The 18,301-nt window shown below is 68.4% G+C and carries 11 protein-coding genes and 2 tRNA genes; 6 read left to right on the top strand and 7 right to left on the bottom strand.

From position 1 onward, the window contains the following. Window positions 1-27 precede the first annotated feature (27 nt). The 3 genes from cbiE to cobJ all read left to right on the top strand — a co-directional run bounded on the left by cbiE (window position 28) and on the right by cobJ (window position 3,831). Complete coding sequence (gene cbiE, locus ACV4UZ_RS09110; RefSeq protein WP_491600570.1) at window positions 28-1,203, top strand: precorrin-6y C5,15-methyltransferase (decarboxylating) subunit CbiE; 1,176 nt, start codon at window positions 28-30, stop codon at window positions 1,201-1,203. Window positions 1,204-1,348: 145 nt separating this feature from the next. Next, on the top strand, window positions 1,349-2,047 hold the full coding sequence (cobI, locus tag ACV4UZ_RS09105; protein WP_491600569.1) for a precorrin-2 C(20)-methyltransferase: 699 nt from the start codon (window positions 1,349-1,351) through the stop codon (window positions 2,045-2,047). Then, window positions 2,038-3,831 carry a precorrin-3B C(17)-methyltransferase gene (gene cobJ / locus ACV4UZ_RS09100; protein WP_491600568.1) on the top strand — a complete coding sequence of 598 codons (1,794 nt, stop codon included), beginning with the start codon at window positions 2,038-2,040 and terminating at the stop codon, window positions 3,829-3,831. The genes cobI and cobJ overlap by 10 nt, the downstream gene beginning before the upstream one ends. A 32-nt stretch (window positions 3,832-3,863) precedes the next feature. On the opposite strand, the gene ACV4UZ_RS09095 is transcribed toward cobJ, so the two are convergent. The 5 genes from ACV4UZ_RS09095 to ACV4UZ_RS09075 all read right to left on the bottom strand — a co-directional run bounded on the left by ACV4UZ_RS09095 (window position 3,864) and on the right by ACV4UZ_RS09075 (window position 10,586). Next, window positions 3,864-3,949: transfer RNA gene (locus ACV4UZ_RS09095), tRNA-Leu, on the bottom strand. A 77-nt stretch (window positions 3,950-4,026) separates the two neighbouring features. Then, window positions 4,027-5,007, bottom strand: a complete 981-nt coding sequence (locus tag ACV4UZ_RS09090; RefSeq protein WP_491600567.1) for an MBL fold metallo-hydrolase — start codon at window positions 5,005-5,007, stop codon at window positions 4,027-4,029. Window positions 5,008-5,174: 167 nt separating this feature from the next. Beyond that, window positions 5,175-8,648 carry a methionine synthase gene (gene metH / locus ACV4UZ_RS09085; protein WP_491600566.1) on the bottom strand — a complete coding sequence of 1,158 codons (3,474 nt, stop codon included), beginning with the start codon at window positions 8,646-8,648 and terminating at the stop codon, window positions 5,175-5,177. A gap of 85 nt (window positions 8,649-8,733) precedes the next feature. After that, window positions 8,734-9,630, bottom strand: coding sequence for a methylenetetrahydrofolate reductase (metF, locus tag ACV4UZ_RS09080; protein WP_491600565.1), 897 nt, complete (start codon window positions 9,628-9,630; stop codon window positions 8,734-8,736). After that, complete coding sequence (locus ACV4UZ_RS09075) at window positions 9,627-10,586, bottom strand: ArsR/SmtB family transcription factor (RefSeq protein WP_491600564.1); 960 nt, start codon at window positions 10,584-10,586, stop codon at window positions 9,627-9,629. The genes metF and ACV4UZ_RS09075 overlap by 4 nt, the downstream gene beginning before the upstream one ends. 280 nt (window positions 10,587-10,866) lie before the next feature. Here ACV4UZ_RS09075 and ACV4UZ_RS09070 point away from each other — a divergent pair, with 280 nt between their 5' ends. From ACV4UZ_RS09070 to ACV4UZ_RS09060, 3 genes are all read left to right on the top strand, one after another. Then, a complete protein-coding gene (locus tag ACV4UZ_RS09070) occupies window positions 10,867-11,679 on the top strand; it encodes an MlaA family lipoprotein (protein WP_491600563.1) in 813 nt (270 codons plus the stop codon). Window positions 11,680-11,702: 23 nt separating this feature from the next. Beyond that, complete coding sequence (locus ACV4UZ_RS09065; RefSeq protein ID WP_491600562.1) at window positions 11,703-12,341, top strand: MlaC/ttg2D family ABC transporter substrate-binding protein; 639 nt, start codon at window positions 11,703-11,705, stop codon at window positions 12,339-12,341. 278 nt (window positions 12,342-12,619) lie between these two features. After that, window positions 12,620-13,577 (top strand): IS630 family transposase gene (locus ACV4UZ_RS09060; RefSeq protein ID WP_491599710.1). Its coding sequence is split into 2 segments (ribosomal slippage): window positions 12,620-12,951 and window positions 12,950-13,577, totalling 960 coding nucleotides; the frame shifts between segments, so codons are not numbered across the junction. A gap of 160 nt (window positions 13,578-13,737) precedes the next feature. Here ACV4UZ_RS09060 and ACV4UZ_RS09055 read toward each other — a convergent pair. Further along, window positions 13,738-18,069 carry a beta strand repeat-containing protein gene (locus ACV4UZ_RS09055; protein ID WP_491600561.1) on the bottom strand — a complete coding sequence of 1,444 codons (4,332 nt, stop codon included), beginning with the start codon at window positions 18,067-18,069 and terminating at the stop codon, window positions 13,738-13,740. 137 nt (window positions 18,070-18,206) lie between these two features. Then, window positions 18,207-18,282, bottom strand: a tRNA-Ala gene (locus ACV4UZ_RS09050). Window positions 18,283-18,301 lie beyond the last annotated feature (19 nt).

Below are 18,301 nucleotides of genomic sequence, written 5' to 3'. Positions count from 1 at the left end.
TCGGGATGACACGCTTTGGGGGCTGTCATGATCACAATCGTCGGCATCGGCGAGGACGGTCTGGACGGACTGACGCCCGCCGCCCGCGCCGTGATCGACGGGGCCGAGGTGCTGGTGGGCGGTTCGCGCCATCTGGCCATGGTGCCGGCGAGTGGGGCCGAGCGGCTGGAATGGGCCTCGCCCTTCGCCGACAGCCGCGCCTTGCTGGAACCCCATGCCGACAAGCGTCTGGTGGTGCTGGCCTCGGGCGAGCCCCTGTGGTTCGGCGCGGCGGCCACCCTGATGGGCTGGTTCGGGGCCGGGGCCATCTCGGTCATTCCCCATCCCGGCGCCTTTTCCCTGGCGGCGGCCCGGCTGGGCTGGGCCATGCAGGATTGCCTGTTCCTGACCATTCACGGCCGGCCCATGGAGAGCCTGCTGCCGCATCCCGCCCCGGGGCGCAAGCTGCTGATCCTGGCCGAGGACCGGACCAGCCCGGCCAGGGTGGCGGCGCTGCTGGCCGCCAACGGTTACGGTCCCAGCCGGGTATGGGTGCTGGAAAACCTGGGCGGACCCGATGAGCGGATCACCGATGTGGCCGGCTGCGCTTCGGACCTCAACGTGGTGGCGGTGGAGTGTGTTGCCGAGCGTGGAGCCCGGCTGCTGTCCCCGTCGCCCGGCCTGCCCGACGACGCGTTCGAGCATGACGGCCAGCTGACCAAGCGCGACATCCGCGCCGCGACGCTGGCCGCCCTGGCGCCGGTGCCGGGACAGGTGCTGTGGGACGTGGGCGCGGGCAGCGGCTCCATCGCCATCGAATGGATGCGTGCCGGCGGGCGTGCCGTCGCCATCGAAGGCAAGCCCGAGCGGCTGGAGCGCATCGCGCGCAACGCGGCGCGCCTGGGCGTGCCGGGTCTGGAGATCATCGCGGGGCGCGCCCCCGACGCCCTGCCGCTGGATCGCGAGCCCCCCGACGCCATCTTCGTCGGCGGCGGCGTGTCCGAGGCTGGGTTGCTGGACATCTGCTGGTCGGTGCTGGGGCGCGGCGGGCGGCTGGTGGCCAACGCGGTGACCATGGAGGGCGAGGCGGCGCTGGTGGCCCTTTACGGCCTGCATGGGGGCGAGATGACACGGCTGTCGGTGTCCCATCTCGATCGGGTCGGCGGCTTCCACACCTGGCACCCGGCCATGCCGGTGACCCGGTACGTGGGGTGGAAGAAGTGATGGCGTCGTACCCCAACTTCTCCGTCGTCATGGCCGGGCCTGACCCGGCCATCCACGGGGTGCCGCAACGTCGATGCCGCCCGGGCGGACGGGCGTGGATGCCCGGAACAAGTCCGGGCATGACGGCGGGAAAGGATGTTTTCCCATGACCGCCACCCTCTACGGCATCGGCATCGGCCCTGGCGACGCCGAGCTTCTGACCCTCAAGGCGGTGCGCCTGATCCGCGAAACCCCGGTGCTGGCCTGGCCGGCGCCGCTGGACGGCGAAGGGCTGGCCCGCACCATTGCCACGCCCCACATTCCGCCGGGCAAGACCGAGATCGCCATCCGCATGGGCTTCACCGTCGATCGCGCCGGCACCGAGGCCGCCTACGACCGGGCGGCGGACGAGATCGCCGCCCATCTGGAAATGGGGCGCGACGTGGCCGTGCTGTGCGAGGGCGACCCGTTCTTCTTCGGCTCGTTCATCTATCTGTTCGCCCGGCTGTCGCCGCGCTTTCCCGTCGAGGTGGTGCCGGGCGTCTCCTCCATCATGGCGGCCAGCGCCGATCTCCGGGCGCCGCTTTCCGCCTGGGACGACGGGGTGGCGATCATTCCCGCCACCCGCACCGAGGCCGAGATCGAGGCGGCGCTGGCGGCTTCCGACGCCGCCGTGATCATGAAGGTCGGCCGCCATCTGCCCAAGGTCAAAGCGGTGCTGCAGCGCCTGGGCCTGTGGGACGAGGCCCGCATCGTCGAACGGGTCGGCCTGCCGGGACGCAAGGCCCACGACCCCGCCACCGTCACCGAGCTTCCCTATTTCTCCCTGATCCTGGTGCACCGCAGAGGAAACGCATGGCTTTGAACATTGCCCTGGTGGTGGTGACCCCCGCCGGACTGGAAACCGCCCGCGCGCTCAAGGCCCTGCTGCCCGGGGCAAGCATCCACGGCCTGATCGGACGGGTGGAGGGCGAGGTGGGCTTCCAGGACACGCCGGCGCATCTGCGCGCCCTGTTCGCCGCCCGCACCCCCATCGTCGGCGTCTGCGCCGCCGGCATCCTGATTCGCGCCCTGGGGCCGGTGCTGGGCGACAAGCACGCCGAGCCGCCGGTCCTGGCGGTGGGGGTGGACGGCTCGTCGGTGGTGCCGCTGCTGGGCGGCCATCACGGCGCCAACGCCCTGGCCCGCGAGATCGCCAAGGGGCTGGGCATCCCGCCGGCGCTGACCACCGCCGGGGAGCTGGCGCTCGGCGTCGCCCTGGACGATCCGCCTCCCGGCTGGCGGGTGGGCAATCCGGCGGCGGTGAAGTCGGTGACCGCCGCCCTGCTGGCCGAGGAGGAGGTGGCGCTGGAGGTGGAGGCCGGCGATGCCGGGTGGCTGCGGGGCATTCCCTTCGCCGAGGAGGCCGGTCACGCCATCCGCATTACCGACCGGTCGGTCGAGGCCGATGACCACGAGCTGGTGCTGCATCCCCCCACCCTGGCCCTGGGGGTGGGCTGCGAGCGCAATGCCGAGCCTGCGGAGCTGATCGCCCTGGTCACGGAGGTGCTGGCCCAGGAGGCCCTGTCGCCCAAATCCATCGCCTGTGTCGCCAGCATCGATCTCAAGGCCGACGAGGCGGCGGTGCATGCGCTGGCCGCCGAGCTGGGGGTGCCGGCCCGCTTCTTCACGCCGTCCGAGCTGGAGGCGGAGGCGTCGCGCCTCGCCAATCCCTCCGAGGTGGTGTTCGCCGAAACCGGCTGCCATGGCGTGGCCGAAGGCGCGGCCCTGGCGGTGGCCGGCCCCGATGGCGTCCTGATCGTTCCCAAGGTCAAGGGGGCGCGGACCACCATGGCCCTGGCGCGGGCTCCCCGCGCCATCGCGGCCGAGACCGTGGGCCGGGCGCGCGGCAAGCTGTTCGTGGTCGGCATCGGCCCCGGCACGCCCCACTGGCGCTCGCCCGAGGCCTCGGCGGCCATCGAGGCCAGCAGCGATCTGGTGGGCTATGGCCTCTATCTCGACCTGCTGGGCCACGCGGCAGGGGGCAAGGAACGGCACGAAAGCGCCCTGGGGGCCGAGGAGGCCCGCGCCGCCAAGGCGCTGGATCTGGCCGCCGAGGGCCGCACCGTCAGTCTGGTGTGTTCCGGCGATCCCGGCATCTACGCCCTGGCCACCCTGGTGTTCGAGCTGCTCGACCGCCGGAAGCGCGCCGACTGGAACCGGGTGGAGGTTACCGTGGTGCCGGGCATCTCGGCGCTGCAGGCCGCCGCCGCCCGGGCCGGCGCGCCGGTCAACCACGATTTCTGCACCATCTCGCTGTCCGACCTGCTGACGCCGTGGGAGAGCATCGAGACCCGGCTCAAGGCCGCCGCCATGGCCGATTTCGTGGTGTGCTTCTACAACCCGGTCTCCCAGCGCCGCCGCGACCAGCTGCCCCGGGCCCGCGACATCCTGCTGTCGGGGCGCGGCCCCGACACCCCGGTGATCCTCGCCCGCCAGCTGGGCCGCCCCGGCGAGACGGTCGAGGTGATCCGCCTCGCCGATCTCGATTCCGACAAGGTGGACATGCTGACCATGGTGGTGGTGGGCTCCAGCGAGACCCGCAGCTTCGCCGCCGGCCGGAAGACCTGGACCTACACGCCCCGGGGATACGGCAAGAAGATGGTGTGATGCCGTCCGGGGGCTTCGCGGAACGTTTGGAATGGTGCCCCAGGCCGGACTCGAACCAGCACGCCGTTGCCGGCAACAGATTTTGAGTCTGCCGCGTCTACCATTCCGCCACTGGGGCACCGCAAGAATGGTGGCGGGATCATAGCGGGTGCGGAGGGCGGGTCAACGGGATTCCGCGCCCTCCTTCACCGGTTCTCAGCGGTCGTTGCGCAGCGGCGAGTATTCCAGCGGCACCCAGGCGAAGGCCTTGCCCTCGGCGCGCACGTGGCCGATGCCGGGGAAGGGCAGGTGGGCGCCCGCCACCCACAGCTTCTGCCTGGCCGCGTCGGCGAACACCGCCTTGCGGGTCTTCACCGCCTGGGCCCTGTCGCTGTCGTATTCGAAGGCGACCTCGGGGTGGGCGAACTGCACCGCGTGGTTGTGCACCACGTCGCCCAGCACCAGCAGGCTCTGGCCCTGGGAGGTCAGCAGGAAGGAGGTGTGGCCCGGCGTGTGGCCATTGGTGTCCACCGCCGCGATGCCGGCGGGCAGGCCCACCTGACCGCTGATGACGTGGAATTTGCCGGCCGCCTTGTAGGGCGCCACCGCGTCGCGGGCCATCTTGAAGAACACCCGGTTGCCTTCCGGCATCTTCGCGGCCACCGCCTCGTCCAGCCAGAAATCGGCCTCGGCCTTGGCGACCCAGATTTCGGCCTTGGGGAAGACCGGCTTGCCGTCGGCGGCGAGCAATCCGGCGGCATGGTCGGGATGCAGGTGGGTCAGCAGCACCGTGTCCACCTGGGCGGGGTCGTAGCCGGCGGCGCGGATGTTGTCGGGAATGAAGCCCAGCGTCGGGCCGAAGGTCTTGGCGGTGCCGGCGTCCACCAGCACCAGCTTGGAACCGGTATGGACCAGATAGGCGTTGACCGCCGTCTGGATGCCCTTGCCGTAATCCACGAACATGCGCCGCAGCAGCTCTTCCGTGGTCTTGGCGCTGATGTTCAGCAGCACCTTCTGGGGCAGGTCGATATAGCCGTCATACAGCGCGGTGACCTCGAAGCCGCCCAGCTTGAAGCGATGCCAGCCGCCCACCTGATCCCCCTTCTGGGCGGGCGTTTCGGCTTGTGCCGGCAGGGCGGCGGCGAGAAGCAGGGCGGCGCCGGCAAAGGCGGCGCGGGCCAGGGACGCGAAGGACATGGACCTCTCCCCAAAAGTGGTTCGGCCGCCATTCCAGCCCGAGGGGCGGGGGAGGTCAAAGGAATTTCCTTCACCTCTGGCGTCGTCTTCACATCGTCATCGCCGGGCTTGACCCGGCGATCCATGGACCCCCGGGTCAAGCCCGGGGGTGACGGAGAAGGTGGATGCTAGACGCTGAAATACTTGGCCTGGGGATGCACGGTGACGATGGCCGAGGTGGATTGCTCGGGCTCGAGCTGGAATTCCTCGGAGAGCGTCACGCCAATGCGCTCGGCGCCGAGCAGGGCCAGCAGCTGGGTCTGGTCCTCGATCCTGGGGCAGGCGGGGTAGCCGAACGAGAAGCGCGAGCCGCGATAGGTCTGCTTCAACAGCCTGTCCATGTCGGCGGCATCCTCGGCGGCGAAGCCCAGTTCCGAGCGGATGCGCTTGTGGACGTATTCGGCCATGGCCTCGGCCATCTCCACCGACAGGCCGTGCAGGTAGAGGTAGTCCTGGTACTTGTCGGCCTTGAACCACTCGCTCGCCACCTCGGTGGCGCGCTTGCCCATGGTCACCACCTGCAGGCCGATGACGTCGCGCACCGGATCGGACACAGGGCGGAAGAAGTCGGCGATGCACAAGCCCCCCTCCTTGGCCTGGCGCGGGAAGGGGAAGCGGGCCACCTCGGTGGTGCCGTCCTCGGCGAACAGCACCACCGAATCGCCATCGCTGGCCGCCTTCCAGTAGCCGTAGACCGCCTGGGGCCGCAGGATCTCTTCCTTGGCGCAGCGCTTGAGCATGTCCATGGCGATGGGGCGGATTTCCTTGTGCGCCCAGGTCTTGAACTCGTCGATGGACTTGCCCTGCTTCCGGTAGCCCCAGTGGAACTGGTAGAGCATGGTCTCGTTGAGGAAGGGGATCAGGTTCTGCAGCGGAGCCGATTCGATGACGCGCGAGCCCCAGAACGGCGGCACCGGGGCGGGCACGTCCTTGTGCAGCTCGGCGCGGCGCAGATTGATCTCGTCCCAGTCCACCGGACGGGTGGCGGGCTGCGCCGCCTCGCCCAGGGTGCGCGACGGCGAGCCGGGGCGATGCGGATTGGCCGCCTTGGCCGCCACGTGGTCGTCGAAGGACTTGTCGGCCACCTTGGCCATCAGGTCGAGGCCGTCGAAGGCGTCACGCGCATAGGCCACCCGGCCCGAGCCGTAGGCCTTGACGCAATCCTCCTCCACGTACTTGCGGGTCAGGGCCGCGCCGCCCAGCAGCACGGGCACGTCCAGACCGGCGGCGGTCATCTCCTCGAGATTCTCGCGCATGATCACCGTGGACTTGACGAGGAGGCCGGACATGCCGATGGCGTCGGCCTTGTGCTCCCTGGCGGCCTTGATGATCTCGGCCACCGGCTGCTTGATGCCGATATTGATCACCTTGTAGCCGTTGTTGGTGAGGATGATGTCCACCAGGTTCTTGCCGATGTCGTGGACATCGCCCTTCACGGTGGCCAGCACCATGGTGGCCTTCTGCTGGCCCTCGGCCTTTTCCATGTGGGGCTCGAGGAAGGCGACCGAGGCCTTCATGGTCTCGGCCGATTGCAGCACGAAGGGAAGCTGCATCTTGCCCGAGCCGAACAGCTCGCCCACCACCTTCATGCCGTCCAGCAGCAGGGTGTTGATGATGTCCAAGGGCTTCCAGCCCTCGGCCATCACCTGGGCCAGGTCGTCCTCCAGCCCGGTGCGGTCGCCGTCGATGATGCGCTGCTTCAGGCGATCCTCGGCCTTGGCCGGGCGCTCCTTCTTGATTTCGGCGGCCTTGCGGTCGCCGAACAGGGCGATGTAGCGGGAAAGCGCCTGCGGGTCGCGGTCGTAGATCAGGTCCTCGGCGGCCTTGACCTCTTCCTCGGGCAGGGTGTGCAGCGGCACGATCTTGGAGACGTGGACGATGGCGCCGGTCATGCCGCGCTTGATGGCGTGGTCGATGAACACCGAGTTCAGCACCTGACGCGCCGCCGGCTTCAGGCCGAACGAGACGTTGGACAGGCCGAGCACGATGCCGCATTCGGGCATGTCCTTGGCGATCTGCTCGATGGCGTCGAGCGTCTCCACCGCCAGCTTGCGGTCGTCCTCGTTGCCGGTGCAGATGGTGAAGGTCAGCGGATCGAACAGCAGGTCGGACGGGGCCAGGCCGTGCTGGTTCACCGCGAAATCATACAGGCGCCTGGCGATACGCAGCTTGGACGCCGCGTCCTTGGCCATGCCGTCCTCGTCGATGGTCAGCGCCACCACGGCGGCGCCGAACTTCCGCGCCAGGACCAGCCGGTCGGCGGCGTCCTTCTCGCCGTTCTCGAAATTGATGGAATTGAGGATGGCCTTGCCGCCATAGAGCTTGAGACCGGCTTCCAGCACCGGCAGCTCGGTGGAATCGATCACCAGCGGCGTGGTGACGGCACCGCGCAAGCGTGACACCACCTCGGTCATGTCGGCCACCTCGTCGCGGCCGACGAAGGCGGTGCAGACGTCCAGGGTATGGCTGCCCTCCTTGACCTGCTCGCGGGCGATGGCGGTGATGCCGTCCCAGTCCTCGGCATCCTGGAGGTCGCGGAACTTCTTGGAGCCGTTGGCGTTGCAGCGCTCGCCGATGGACAGGAAGGCGTTTTCCTGGCGCAGCGGCACCTGGGTATAGAGCGAGGCCACCGAGGGCACCCAGTGGACGGAGCGCTTGACCGGAGCGGGGCGCGATCCGTTGCCGATGCGCCTCAGCATCTCGTTGGTGGCGCTGATGTGGGGCGGCGTGGTGCCGCAGCAGCCGCCCAGCAGGTTGGCGCCCATGCCGACGAAGCGCTCGTGCCAGATGGCCAGTTCATCGGGAAGCAGCGGATAGCGGGTCTGGCCGTCCACCAGCTCCGGCAGGCCGGCATTGGGCTGGATGGAGACGAAGCCGGTCCAGTTGTCGATCAGCCACTTGAAATGCTCGCCCATTTCCTGCGGCCCGGCGGCGCAGTTGAGGCCCATCAGCGGCACGCCGAGGGACTGCACCACGGTGGCGGCGGCGGCGATGTCGGCGCCCACCAGCAGAGTGCCGGTGGTCTCCACCGTCACCTGGACGAAGACGGGAACGTCGGTGCCGGCGGCGGCATTGGCGATCTTGCAGCCGTTGACGGCGGCCTTGATCTGCAGCGGGTCCTGGCAGGTCTCCACCAGGAAGGCCGAGACGCCGCCGGCGATCTGGCCGGCGGCCTGGATCACATAGGCGGCCTCCAGCTCGTCATAGCCGATATGGCCCAGGGACGGCAGCTTGGTGCCCGGCCCGATGGCGCCCAGCACGAAGCGCGTCCTGCCGTCGCCCTTGAAGCGCTCGGCCGCTTCCCAGGCCAGCTCGATGGCGGCCTGGTTGAGCTCGAACGCCCGCTCGGCGATGCCGAATTCGGCGAGCGTGATGGGCGAAGCGCCGAAGGTGTCGGCCTCGACCATGTCGGCGCCCGCCTCGTAATAGCGCTCGTGGATGGAGCGGATCACGTCGGGCCGCGACTTGACCAGGATCTCGGTGCAGTTCTCCAGCCCCAGGAAGTCCTTCTCCACGTTGAGGTTCATGGCCTGCACCAGGGCGCCGGTGCCGCCGTCGCACAGAAGAACGCGGTCCTTGAGATGGTCGAGAATGTTGGTCATCGGTCGTTCCTTTGAAGCCGTCATGCCCGGACTTGATCCGGGCATCCATGGATCGCCGGGTCAAGCCCGGCGATGACGAGAAAAATTAGCCGGCCACCTTCGGCCGCACGCCCAGGATGTGGCTGATGGCGTAGGCGAGGTCGGCGCGGTTGAGGGTATAGAAGTGGAACTGCTCCACCCCCTCGGCGGCGAGAATCCGGCACTGCTCGGCGGCGACGGTGGCGGCCACCAGGCGCCGCGTCTCGGGGTCGTCGTCCAGGCCGGCGAACAGATCGGCCATCCAATCGGGCACGCTGGCGCCGCAGGCGGCGGAGAATTTCCGCACCTGGGCGAAATTGGTCACCGGCAGGATGCCGGGCAGGATCGGCACGGTGATGCCGGCCTGGGCGGCCTTCTCGCGGAAGGCCAGGAACACCGCCGGGTCGAAGAAATACTGGCTGATGGCGCGGTTGGCGCCCGCGTCGATCTTGCGCTTCAGGTTGTCGAGGTCGAATTGGGCCGAAGGCGCGTCGGGGTGCTTCTCCGGGTAGGCGGCCACCGAGATCTCGAAATCGGCGATGCGCTTCAGGCCCTCGACCAGATCGGCGGCATAGGCGTAGCCCTGGGGATGGGCCACATAGGCCTGGCCGTCGGGCATGTCGCCGCGAAGCGCCACGATGTGGCGGATGCCCTCGTCCCAGTAGCGCCGGGCGATGTCGTCCACCTCGCCCTTGGAATGGCCGACGCAGGTGAGGTGAGCGGCCGGCTTCAGCACCGTCTCGCGCGCGATGCGCACCACGGTCTCGTGGGTGCGTTCGCGGGTGGTGCCGCCGGCGCCATAGGTCACCGAGACGAACTGGGGCGCCAGCGGAGCCAGGCGCTCGATGCATTCCCACAGCGATTGCTGCATCTTGTCGGTCTTGGGCGGGAAGAACTCGAACGAGACGCTGACCGGCTTGCGGCTGGCGGCGGCGATGGGCAATTCGGAACGGGGGAGACTCAACGGGGTGCTCCTGTGGACTTCTGGGTCGGTTGGGGTTTGTGGGCGGTCCAGACCACCACGGTCAAGGGCTTGCCGGGCAGGCGGGAGACGGGGCCGGGCTCCAGCCCGGCGGCCCTGAGCCAGCCCTCCACCTCGGCATCCTCGAAGCCGAGGCGGCGATGGGCGTGCTGGTCGCGAAGCGCCTCCTCGCCGTGGGGGGCGAAATCGACGATGGCCAGCCGTCCGCCGGGCTCCAGCACCCGGGCGGCCTCGGCCACCAGGGCGGCGGGGTCGGTGGCGTAGTGCAGCACCTGATGGATGGTCACCGCGTCGGCGGCTCCGGCGGGCAGGGGCAACTGGGCGATGTCGCCCTGGCGCACCATGCAATTGCTTAAGTTCAGGCGTTCCAGATTGGTCCGGGCCACCGAGAGCATTTCGCGCGACAGGTCGATGCCGATGGCGCGCTCCACATGGGGGCCCAGCACCTCCAGCACCCGTCCGGTGCCGGTGCCCATGTCCACCAGATCGTGGATGCGCCGCCCGGCGAACACCGCCAGCAGGGCCTTTTCCACCTCGGCCTCGTCCACCTGCAGCGAGCGGATCTCGTTCCAGCGCGACGCGTTGTCGCGGAAATAGGCCTGGGCCCGATCGGCGCGCACGGCACGGACCGCCGACAGCCGCTGCTGATCCAGCGCCAGGGTCTGGTCGCCCTCGGGCAGCAGGTCCAGCAGGCGCCGCGCCACCGCTCCGCCGCGCCCCTTGGCGGCCAGACGGTAGAACACCCAGGCGCCCTCGGGGAAGCGGTCGAGCAGCCCGGCCTCGCACATCAGCTTCAGGTGGCGCGACACGCGCGGCTGGCTCTGGCCCAGAATCTGGGTGATCTCGGTGACGGTCAACTCGCCCTGGGCGAGCAGGTGCAGCAGCCGAAGCCTGGTCGGCTCGGCGGCGGCGCGCAATCCCGTCAGCAAGGTTTCCACCACAGGGGCTCCCGTCGTCATTCTGAAAACATATAAACATATCTTTATGCGGATATGAAGCATTGATTGCCCCTGGTCGAAAAGGGGGCATAAGGTGTTCGCTCGATGATGCGGGAATGCCACATCAGTCGGCGGGTCCGGGGCGAATTCTCCTTTCCCCTCTAGCCATTAGGCCGGGACTGTGATACCTCGGAATATTGGGGGCACGCGGCTCCCGACCTCGGGCGGCGCCCTGGCGCGCCCGTTTCCTTTGATCGAAGGTACAGAAGGTACGCAGCCCATGAATGCCACGCGCCGGACCGTCGCCCGCCTCGTCGCCCCTGTCTTCGCCCTGGCATTGATCGCCGGTTGCGCCACGCCGCCCCCGGCCGACGACAAGGAAGCCGTCGCCGAGTGGGAGCAGGTCAACGACCCGCTGGAGCCCATGAACCGGGCGATCTTCGATTTCAACCGCGCCGCAGACAAGTACGCCATCAAGCCGGCGGCCGAGGGCTATCGCGCCGTCATGCCCAAGTTCGGACGGGAGCGGGTCCACAACATCCTGACCAACCTGAACAGCCCGCTGACCTTTGCCAACGACGTGCTGCAGGGCGAGACCGACCGCGCGGTACAGACCTTCTTCCGCGCCATGCTGAACACCACTTTCGGCCTGGCCGGCTTCCTCGACGTGGCCACCCCGGCCGGCATCCCCCCGCACGAGGAGGATCTGGGCCAGACCCTGGCGGTGTGGGGCGTGGGCGAGGGACCGTTCCTGATGCTGCCCATCTTCGGCCCGTCCAATCCCCGCGACGGCATCGGCCTGGCGGCCGAGATGTTCGCCGATCCGTTCGACCTGGCCATGGCCAACATGGGCAAGGAGTACATCTCCTACACCCGCATGGGCATGACCGGCCTGGACAAGCGCGAGGGGCTGCTCGACACTCTGGACGAGATCGAGCGGACGTCGCTGGACTACTACGCCTCGCTGCGGTCGCTTTATCGCCAGCACCGTGCCTCGGAAATCAAGAACGGCCGCGGCGGCGGAGAGAAGATTCCGGCTCCGGGCCTGTCCCGGTCCACCAAGGGCGAAGAGCTTTCCCAGTCGGCGCAGTGACAATCCATAGGCCAGACAAGACAATGATGTTCCGTCGTTTCCTTATCGCGGTCCTCGCCGGGCTCTTTCTCGGCATCGCCTTCAATCCCATCGCCGCCGCCGAGGCGGATCCCAAGGCCTTCGTATCCCAGCTGGCCGGCAAGGCCATGGAGACCATGACCGCCAAGGGGATGAGCGATACCGAGCGCAATCAGCGCTTCCGCAGCCAGTTCACCAGCGACGTCGATCTGCCGGAAATCGGCAAGTTCGTGCTGGGCCGCCACTGGCGCGCCGCCACCCCGGAGCAGCAGCAGGAATTCCTCAAGTCCTTCGAGGACATCGTGGTGCTGACCTGGGCGACCCGCTTCAAGGATTACGGCGGCGACCTGCGCCACGTGGTGACCAACGCCGCCACCGATGGCGAACGCGGCGTCGTGGTCGAATCCAAGGTGGAGCGCGACCATCAGTCGCCGATCAACCTGCAATGGAAGCTGAAGAAAGGCGAGGCCGATCTTCGCGTCGTCGACCTGGTGGTGGAGGGCGCCTCCATGGCCATTACCTACCGTAACGAATACGCTGCGGTGATCCAGGCCAATGGCGGCAAGATCGATGGCCTGCTGGGCGCCATGCGGACCAAGGTGGCCGAGCTGCAATCCACCAGGGGCGGCAGCAAGGCCAACTGAACGGCCGTCGCCATCGCCGAATTTCCATGGCCGGGACCTCGTCCCGGCCATTCGCGTTTCTGGCGGGCCGAAAAATCGAGGGCGGCCAGCCCAAAATCGGAAACGTGCCGTCGCCCTGAGCCTCGGCGAAGGGGCTTTCCGGTGAAGGTCTCATCCCTCGCGATGCCCAGGATGACCGCATGCCTCGCCTTCAAGGCTAGAGCATCGGACCTGAAATCTGAATCGCAGGGGATTCCCTTGTAGGCGAAAAAGTGATTCAACCTCATTGGAGGTGGATCATGGGCAAATGGCTATCATCAGATCTTCGGGTCCGTGTTTACGGTAAGATCGAACACGGCGAATCGCGGCGAGCGGCGGCTCGGCATTTTGGAGTGAGCGCCGCGACCAGCGTCCGTCTTGCACAACGGATGGCGGCGACGGGTTCGTTGGAGCCCTTGCGGCAAGGCCGTCCGCCGGGCGGTGGTAAGCTGGCGGCCTTTGCCGCTCTTCTGACCGGCTGGGTGGAGGCGCAAGGCGACATCACGATGCCGGAACTGGCGGCCAAGCTGAAGGCCGAATGCGGCGTCACGGCCCACCCGGCGTCACTCTCGCGGTTTCTGATCGGGCAAGGCTTCAGCGTCAAAAAAAACGCTGCTGGCCACCGAAGCCGGTCGCGATGATGTGGTGGCGGAGCGCCGGACCTGGCTGAGCCACCGCCAGCCCCGGATGTGCCAGGAGCCTCACCGGCTGGCGTTCATCGACGAGACCGCCACCACCACCAAGATGACCCGGTTGCGGGGACGGGCACCGCGAGGGCAACGGTTCAAGGCCCGCGCGCCATTCGGCCACTGGGGAACCCAAACCTTCATCGCCGCCTTGCGCTGTGACGGTCTGACGGCACCCTGGATCATAAACGGCCCCATGAACCGACAAACCTTCGAGGTCTACGTCGAGACCCAACTGGCCCCGACGCTCCAGCCGGGCGACGTCGTCATCCTCGACAACCTCTCCAGCCATAAAAGCGAGAAGGCCAAGGCCATCCTCAAGGAGAGAGGCGCCTGGTTCCTGTTCCTACCCCCATACAGCCCAGACCTAAACCCAATCGAGATGGCCTTTGCCAAACTCAAGGCTCATCTCCGACGGATCGGCGCGCGCACCATCGACGACCTCTGGAAGGCCGTCGGCAATATCTGCGATCTCTACACCCCAGACGAATGCTGGAACTACCTCAGGGAAGCCGGGTATGTTTCAGATTAAACGCACGCCGCTCTAGAGCGGCGAGCCTCATACCTGAAACACAGTGTCATCCTGAGCGCAGCGATGGATCTTTCAACCGCAATTGGTCGCCGGTGTTGGTGAAAGACCCTTCGGCCATGCCTCAGGGTGACAGACTGTTTCTGATTAAACGCACGACGCTCTAGAACAGCGACACCAGGCTGTCGATCTGGGTGGTGCTCAAGGCCGCGACCTGGGCGGCGGTGAGCGCGGCCGCCTGCGTGGTGCTCAGCGACAGGATCTGGGTGGTGGACAGCACCGCCATGCTGGTGGTGGCCATGGCGGCCATCTGGGTGGCGGTCAGTCCGTCGATCTGGGTGGTGGTCAGGTCCGCCACGCTGGTGGAGCCGAGGGCGGCCAGCTGCGAGGTGGTCAGGTTTCCGAGCTGGGCCGAGGTCACCGACCCCAATTGGGTGGATGACAATCCGCCGATGGCCGTCGTGCTCAGTCCGCGGACCTGGGTGGTGGTCAGTGCCGCGACCTGGGTGCTGGTCAATCCTTCCAGCTGGGTGGTGGTGAGCGCCACCAGGGCGGTGGCCGTCAACCCCCTGACCTGGGTGGTGGACAATGCCGCCAGCGAGGCCGAGCCGAGGCCGGCGACCGCCGTGGAGAACAGGGAGCCGAGGGCGGTGGCGGTCAGGCTGCCGACCTGGGTGGTCGACAGGGCGCCGAGGTCGGTGGAGTCCAGCCCCCGGGCCTGGCCGGCGCTGATGGCCGCCACCTGGGTGGTGGTCAGGGCGGTGAACTGGGTGGTGTTGAGCCCGCTGATGCCGGTGGCGGTGAGGGCGCCGAACTGGGTGGTGCTCAGGGCCTGCACCCCGGTGGAACTGAGGCCGCCGATCTGGGTGGTGCTCAGGCCGGCGACCTGGGTGGCGTTCAGCCCGGTCAGCTGGGTCGTGGTCAGGCTGGCCAGGGCCGTGGTGGACAGGGCCCGCACCGAGGTGGTGGTGAGGCTGGACAGCTGGGTGGTGGACAGGCCGCTCATCTGGGTCGATGTCAGCCCGGTCAGCAGGGTGGCGCTCAGTCGCGCCATGCCGGTGGTGCTGATCGCGCCGACGGAGGTGGAGGTCAGGCCGGTCAGCTGGGTGGTGGTCAGGGACGTCACGCTGCCCACCGACAATCCGGCCACCTGGGTGGTGGACAGCGCCGATATCGTGGTGGTGGTCAGGCCGCCCACCTGGGTGGCGTTCAGCCCCGCCACCTGCGTCGAGGTCAGCACCGCCAGCTGGGTGGTGGACAGCGCGCCAAGGCTGGTGGTGGTGAGTGCCCGGACCTGGGTTGCCGTCAAGGCCGCCAACCCGGTGGTGGACAGGCCGGTCACCATGGTGGTGGACAGCCCCGCCAGCTGGGCCGTCACCAGTCCGCCCAGCTGGGTGGTGGACAGCACCGCCAGGCCGGTGGTGGACAGGCCGTTGAACTGGGTGGCGCTCAGGGAGCCGAGCAGGGTGGTGGTCAGTCCCCCCACCTGGGTGGTGGACAACGTTCCCAGTCCGGTGGTGGTCAATCCGCGAATGCTGCCACCGCTGATCACCGCCAGCTGGGTGGTGGACAGGCTTGCCAGCTGGGTGGTGGTCAAGGCGCCGATACCGGTCGCGCTGAGCGCGGCGACGGCGGTGCTGGACAATCCGGCGATCTGGGTGGTGGAAAGCGTGGCCAGCTTGGTGGTGGCCAGGGTGGCGATGGCCGTGGTCCGCAGGCTGCTGATCTGGGTGGTGGAGAGCGCGGAAAGGCCCGTGGTGGTGATGGCCCCCACCTGGGTCGTCGAGAGCGCGCCGATCTGGGTGGCGGTGAAAGCCGCCAGCGACGTGGTTTCCAGGGCGGCCATCTGGGTGGCGGTCAGCCGGGCCGCCTGGGTGCTGGTCAGGGCCGCCACCTGGGTGGTGGACATGCCGCCCAGCTGGGTGGCGGTCAGCGCCGCCAGGCCGGTGACCGACAGGCCGGCGACCTGGGTGGTGCTGAGGACGGCAAGCACCGTGGTGGTGAGGCCGGGGGCCTGGGCGGCGGTCAGGGCCGCCAGCTGGAAGGCGGCGATGCCGCTGATCTGGGTGGTGGAAAGCGCGCCCAGATCGGTGACGTCCAGGGCGGCGAAGGCCGAGGCGGCCAATCCCCCCACCTGCGTGGAGGTGAGGCCGCCCAGCTGCGTGGTGTTGAGCGCCGCCGTCGCCGTGGCGCTCAGCCGGCTCAGCTGGGTGGTGGACAGTTGGGCCAGGTCGGTGGTTTCCAGCACTCCCACCTGGGTGGCGGTCAGGGCGGCGATCTGGGTGATGGTCAGGCTGGCGACCTGGGTGGTGGACAGGGCGGTGATGGCCGTGGTGCCCAATGCTCCCATCTGGGCCGCGGTCAGCGCCGCCAGCTGGGTGGTCAGCAGGGCGGTGATCTGGGTGGAGGCCAGGGCGGTGATGTCCGTCGCCTCCAGCCCGGTGACCTGGGTGGTGGTGAGCGAGGCCAGATCGGTGGTGGTCAGTCCGGCCAGTCCCGAGGACGACAGCGCCGCCAGTTGCAGCACGCCCAGCGAGCGCAGCTGGGTGGTGGTCAGCGCATCCAGGGTGGTGGTGCCGAGACCGTTGATCTGGGTGGTGGTCAGGCCGGCCACCTGGGTGGTGGACAGCGCCGCCACCTGGGTGGTGGTGAACAGCCCCAGTTGCGTGGCGCTGAAGCCCCGCACCTGGGTGGTGCTCAATCCGGCCATCTGGGTGGTGGTCAGGGTGGTCAGCTGGGTGGAGCTCATCCCCACCAGCACCCCCGAGGACAAGCCTCCCAGCTGGGTGGTGGACAGGCTTGCCAGGCTGGTGGTCGACAGCACGCCCAGCTGCGCCGAGGTCAGGCTGCTGAACTGGGTGGCGGTCAATCCGCCCAACTGGGTGGTGGAGAGCGTGTCCACCTCGGTGGTGGTCAGCCCGCGCAGCTGAGTGACGCTGAGGCGGCTCAGCTGGGTGGTGGTCACCGCCGCCAGTTGGGTGGTGGACAACGCGGCGATCTGGGTCTGGGTCAGTCCGCCCACCTGGGTCACCGACAGGGCCGCCACCTGGGTGGTTGAAAGCTCTCCCAACTGAACCGTGCCGAGGCTGGCGATTCCCGTGACGCTCAGGGCCGCCGTTTGCGTGGAGGTCAGTTGCGCCAGCCCGGTGGTGCTCAGCCCGGCCACCTGGGTCTGGGTCAACCGCCCCATCTGGGTCGTGGTCAGTGCCGCCAGCTGAGCGAAGGTGATGAACGCCATCTGGGTGGTGGTCAGCAGCGCCACCTGGCTGACCGACAGGCCGGCCATCTGGGTGGTGGACAGGGCGTTGACCTGGGTGGTGCTGAGTGCCCGAAATGCGGTGGCCGACAGCTGATTGACCTGGGTGGTGGTGAGCACCGCCAGCGAGGTGGTGTTCACTCCGCCCATCTGCGTGGCGGTCAGCGTGCTCATCTGTGTGCTGGCCAGGCCGCCGATCTGGGTGGTGGACAGCGCGCCGATCTGGGTGGTGGACAGTCCGGTGACGTTGGTCGCGGTGAGCGCCCCCAACTGGGTGGCGGTCATGCTGGCCAGCTGGGTGGTGGTGACGGCCGCCAGGTCGGTGCGCTCCAGCGCCGCCATCTGGGTGGTGGTCAGCGCCGCCAGGTCGGTGGTCTCGATGCTGGCCACCTGGGTGGTGGTCAGCGCCGTCACCTGGGCGGCGGACAGGGCCGCCACCTGGGTCGAGCTGAGATCGGCCACCACCGTGGTGCTGAGCGAGCGGACCTGGGTGATGGTCAGCCCGCCGATCTGGGTGGCGGTCAGGGCGCCGAGATGGGTGGTGGTGAGCGCCGCCACCTGGGTGGAACTGAGCCCGCTGACCTGGGTCCGCGTCAATCCGCCCAGCTGGGTCGAGGTCAGGGCGGTCAGCTGGGTGGTGGAAAGGCCGGCGATGCCGGTGGAGGAAAAGCCCGCCACCTGGGTGGTGGACAGGTCGGCGAGAGTCGTCGTGGTCAGGCCGGAAATCTGCGTGGTGTTCAGCACTCCCAGCTGAGTGACGGCCAGGCCGGCCATCTGGGTGGTGGTGACGGCGTTCAGCTGGGTGGTGGTCAGTCCGCGGGCCTGGGTGGCGGTCAGCGCGGCCAGTTGGGTCGAGGCCAGGACGGCGATCTGGGTGGTGTTCAGCGCCCCCACCTCGGTGACGGTCAGGCCGCGAATCTGCTGGGTGGACAGCACGGCGATCTCGGCGGCATCGAAGGCATCCACCTGGGCCGCGCTCAGCACCGCCAGCTGGGTGGGGGTGAAGCCCATCTGGCCCGGGGTCAGGGCCTGAATCTGGGTGGTGGTCAGCGCCGCCGTCTGGGTGGTGCCCAACTGGCCGACCTGGGTGGAGGACAGCGCCTGGATGCTGGTGACGGTAAAGGCTCGCACCTGGGTGGCGCTCAGGGCCTTGAGCGCCGTGGACGACAGCGACTGCACCGCCGTGGCCGTAAGGCCGGAGATCTGGGTGGCGGTCAGGAACGAGACGGGCGATACCACGGCGCAGCACTTCCAATTCTGGGAAAGCCGTAACCTTCACCGAATAACAGAGGTGGTCATAACACCGGGTTAACGCGGAGCGGGAATCGCCGAAAGCAAAAGAACCCGGCCGCGTCTGCGGTCGGGTTCCTGGAACTTGGTGGAGCCGAGCGGGATCGAACCGCTGACCTCCTCATTGCGAACGAGGCGCTCTCCCAACTGAGCTACGGCCCCGAAAACGGGAAGCGGGATA

The organism is Paramagnetospirillum sp. (assembly GCF_058402745.1).
This window is presented reverse-complemented; position numbering and strand designations above follow the sequence as displayed.

Excerpts from the sequence above, each read along its gene's own strand:
- metH (WP_491600566.1), bottom strand. The coding sequence starts at position 8,648 with ATGACCAACATTCTCGACCATCTCAAGGACCGCGTTCTTCTGTGCGAC.
- cobI (WP_491600569.1), top strand. The coding sequence starts at position 1,349 with ATGACCGCCACCCTCTACGGCATCGGCATCGGCCCTGGCGACGCCGAG.
- ACV4UZ_RS09070 (WP_491600563.1), top strand. The coding sequence starts at position 10,867 with ATGAATGCCACGCGCCGGACCGTCGCCCGCCTCGTCGCCCCTGTCTTC.
- cbiE (WP_491600570.1), top strand. The coding sequence starts at position 28 with ATGATCACAATCGTCGGCATCGGCGAGGACGGTCTGGACGGACTGACG.
- ACV4UZ_RS09065 (WP_491600562.1), top strand. The coding sequence starts at position 11,703 with ATGATGTTCCGTCGTTTCCTTATCGCGGTCCTCGCCGGGCTCTTTCTC.
- cobJ (WP_491600568.1), top strand. The coding sequence starts at position 2,038 with ATGGCTTTGAACATTGCCCTGGTGGTGGTGACCCCCGCCGGACTGGAA.
- ACV4UZ_RS09090 (WP_491600567.1), bottom strand. The coding sequence starts at position 5,007 with ATGTCCTTCGCGTCCCTGGCCCGCGCCGCCTTTGCCGGCGCCGCCCTG.